The organism is Mesorhizobium sp. M5C.F.Ca.IN.020.29.1.1 (assembly GCF_003997375.1).
Classification (GTDB): domain Bacteria; phylum Pseudomonadota; class Alphaproteobacteria; order Rhizobiales; family Rhizobiaceae; genus Mesorhizobium; species Mesorhizobium wenxiniae.
Map to the genome: position 1 here is coordinate 1 of NZ_RZSW01000636.1, position 3,013 is coordinate 3,013.

At 61.8% G+C, this 3,013-nt stretch carries 4 protein-coding genes and 1 pseudogene; 3 read left to right on the plus strand and 2 right to left on the minus strand.

Going from position 1 to position 3,013, the window contains the following annotated elements; genetic code table 11:
• Positions 1 to 270 precede the first annotated feature (270 nt).
• The 3 genes and pseudogenes from EOA85_RS31245 to EOA85_RS31255 form a co-directional block, all read left to right on the plus strand.
• Positions 271 to 615, plus strand: a complete 345-nt coding sequence (locus EOA85_RS31245; RefSeq protein ID WP_245486174.1) for a transposase — start codon at positions 271 to 273, stop codon at positions 613 to 615.
• Positions 612 to 956: an IS66 family insertion sequence element accessory protein TnpB gene (gene tnpB / locus EOA85_RS31250; protein ID WP_127212304.1), complete on the plus strand. Its 345-nt coding sequence runs from the start codon at positions 612 to 614 to the stop codon at positions 954 to 956. Before EOA85_RS31245 ends, tnpB begins: the two co-directional genes overlap by 4 nt.
• A gap of 74 nt (positions 957 to 1,030) precedes the next feature.
• Positions 1,031 to 1,628: pseudogene (locus EOA85_RS31255) on the plus strand (IS66 family transposase zinc-finger binding domain-containing protein); the annotation flags it as partial.
• Here the strand turns inward: EOA85_RS31255 and EOA85_RS39515 are convergent.
• Both EOA85_RS39515 and EOA85_RS31265 read right to left on the minus strand, forming a co-directional pair.
• Complete coding sequence (locus EOA85_RS39515) at positions 1,561 to 1,719, minus strand: hypothetical protein (RefSeq protein WP_245486176.1); 159 nt, start codon at positions 1,717 to 1,719, stop codon at positions 1,561 to 1,563. The pseudogene EOA85_RS31255 and the gene EOA85_RS39515 sit on opposite strands and share 68 nt — an antisense overlap.
• A gap of 351 nt (positions 1,720 to 2,070) precedes the next feature.
• A partial coding sequence (locus tag EOA85_RS31265; protein WP_127212306.1) for an IS110 family transposase occupies positions 2,071 to 3,013 on the minus strand: 943 nt, incomplete at its 5' end.

A 3,013-nucleotide genomic window follows, 5' to 3' on the forward strand; every position in this document is an offset into this window, starting at 1 on the left:
GAGTGTGAACAATGCACTCCAGCCGGGGCGGATCCTTGTTCGAGCGGCGGATGGGCCAAATCCGGGCGCAGCACGCGTCTTACCATAGGCGTAGGCGCCGCCGTAGATCGGGTTCTCGATCATCCAGTGGATGGTGGCATAGTTCGTAAGCGGCAAGGACATCCCACGTAGCGGCGGGTGCGAGGGTTTGGGATTCATCGGCTTTGTGTTTTGGAGCCGATGATGGAAATTTCTATAAGCACGCCTATGCCTGATGATAGAAATTGTCAGGTGATCGAGCATCTTGATGCGCGTCCACTTCGGGGCCGCCGCCAGTGGACGGAGGAGGCGAAGGCCCGGGTTGTGGCGGAAACGCTTGTGCCTGGCGCGAACGTTTCGGCGATTGCGCGCGGCGCCGGCATTGCGCCGTCGCAATTGTTCAATTGGCGGCGGAAGGCTCTTGGCAAAGACCTTCCGGCGTCGGACGGGGAGGATCCGGCGGTTCAGTTCACCCGGTTTGAGCCGGTCTATGGCTCCCCGATCGAAGTTGTTGTGGGTGACCTGATTGTGCGGGTCGGCGGTAACGTGGATCCGGATCATCTTGCGCTGGTTATCCGGGCGGCGCGCGCGGCATGATCCCTTCGGGCGTGACGGTTTATGTTGCGAGCACGCCGGTCGACTTCCGCAAGGGGCCGCTGTCGTTAATGGCGCTTGTTCGCGATGGTGGCGTGGACCCTTTCGATGGTTCCCTTTATGTCTTTCGTCCGAAAACAGCAGACCGGGTGAAGATCGTCTGGTGGGATGGATCGGGAGTTTGTCTTCATGCAAAAACTCTGGAGCAATCGCAGTTTTGTTGGCCCCGCATCGGGCCGGCACGTCTTCGGCTGAACCATGCCCAACTCCTCGCGCTCGTGGACGGCCTGGACTGGAAGCGGGTCCGGCCGGTGGGAGTGAAGCGGCCCCGCAGCATGGGCTGACGCGCCTGAGGCAAAGTGAATCATGGCTCTGAAACGGTTGGGAAAACGGCCTCACCCGTGCTGTGATAACGGCCATGGAGACGGCTGCCGCGGCACTTCCCGACGACGTTGATGCGCTGAAGGCGATGGTTCTGGCGCTGACCGAGCAGGCTGCGCTTCTGGAGAACCAGGCTGCACGAAATGAACGCCGAGCGGCCGAACGGATCGCGATCTCTGACAATCGCGCGGAAGTAGCCGAGGCACGCATCAAGGCAGCCGACGAACGTATCGCCACCTTGACGGCGATCGTGAAGATGCTGGAGCGATCTCGCTATGGCCGGCGCTCGGAGCGGCTGGGCGGCCTGAGCGACGAGCAATGCGCCTTCGTGTTCGAGGAGATCGAGAGTGGCGTGGGCGAGGCGGTTGCCGATCTGGAAGCCGTGGCTCCCGGTCGTGCGAAGCGCGCGCCACGCCCACGCAAGGGGTTTGCCGCCCATCTTGAGCGGGTGGAGCAGATCATCGAGCCCGACGCGCCTGAGGGCTGCGAAGGTCTGGACCGGGCTCCTGATCGGCGAGGACGTGTCTGAGCGTCTGGACGTGACGCCGGCGAAGTTCCGGGTGATCGTCACGCGCCGCCCGAAATACGCCTACAGGACCCTTGACGGCGTGTTCCAGTCCCCGAAAGCGCCTTCTTCAGGTCGTCAAGCAGACCGTGCTTGGCGAAAACCTCGTTCGGATCACGACCGGCAAGCAGCTGGTCCAGGAGTTCTTTCTCGATAGCCATGTGATGATTCTCTCCTTTCCATCATCATGGCCTCGCGCACAGAATTCCTCACATGGGCATCTCAGCGTCAAGTATCTAAATTCGACAGCGCTTCGTTAGCCTCCAGTGGTTTTCGGCATCCAAGGTCCAAGCCCAATTGCACGACCCGGCCGTTTCCGCACCAGATCAACCTCACATACGGTCGCCGCTCTCGGCGGCTGCACCAACATCCCGCTTGCGGTGGGCAGGGCTCAGGAAGACGAGACCATTCTGACAGACGGCTCTCGGGCCAAGGAATTCTCCGGTTCGTCCACCTGGGATCCGCCAGGACTGGTCGGGTCCTGGAAGATTGAGGGGGTTCGGTCAGGCCTGTCAGGCAACTTTCATTACAGCTCCCTCGATCACGACGCCGGCGGTCACATATTTCCAAAGCGCGACCACGAGCTTTCGGGCCAGCGCCACAATTGTCGTCTTGCGCAGCCGGCCGCCATTGCGCTCCACTCGTTCGCGGAACCAGAGGGTCAGCGCCGAGCGTGGCTGATGCCGCAGCCATAGCCAGGCAAGTTGGATCAGGGCTGTTCGCAGCCGCGGATTGCCGGATTTTGATACGCCTTGCTCACGGTCGACAGATCCACTCTGCCAGGGTGTCGGCGCCAAGCCGGCATAGGCCGCTACTTGCCGTCTGTTATCGAAGTTGCGGAACAGCCCTTCCGACCAGAGCACGTCAGCAAATTCCGGTCCGATGCCCTTGATGTCCAGCAACATCGCCGCGGAGGCAGCTGTTGCCGCGTCTCGTGCCTCAACCAGTAATGCGTTCCGCTCCGCCTCCACCGCCTTGACTTGCGCAAGAAGTAGTTCGAGGCGGTCAAGTTCGCGACCAATCTGAGCCTTGAGGTGCTCCGGAAGCAGTCGGCCGTCGCCGGTCCGCAGCGCATCGAGTCGGTCCCTCCGGTCGCGGCGCAGCGGCTCGTATCCGGAAACGCCTTGCGCGAACAACAGCCCTTTAATGCGATTGACGTGCCGAATCCGCTCGTTGGTTAGCACCTTGCGCTCGCGCGTGATGCGGCGGCGATCCTCTTCGTCGGGATTGGGCGCTTTGACCATGGAGCACACCCGTGGCTCGCCGCGCTTGTAGGCGAGCAACGTGCGGATCAAGGTCTCGCCGTCGATTCGATCAGTCTTCGCCCGCCGACACCGACGCGAGGTTGCGATCGAAGCAGGGTCGACGACGTGGCTTTCGACACCCTCGTTCTGAAGCATTCGATGGACCCAGAACCCATCCAGCCCAGCCTCCTGGATGACGATAATCGGAAAG

What these genes read in the sequence shown, in the direction of transcription:
- tnpB (WP_127212304.1), top strand. Translation starts at nt 612, where the DNA reads ATGATCCCTTCGGGCGTGACGGTTTATGTTGCGAGCACGCCGGTCGAC.
- EOA85_RS39515 (WP_245486176.1), bottom strand. Translation starts at nt 1,719, where the DNA reads ATGGCTATCGAGAAAGAACTCCTGGACCAGCTGCTTGCCGGTCGTGAT.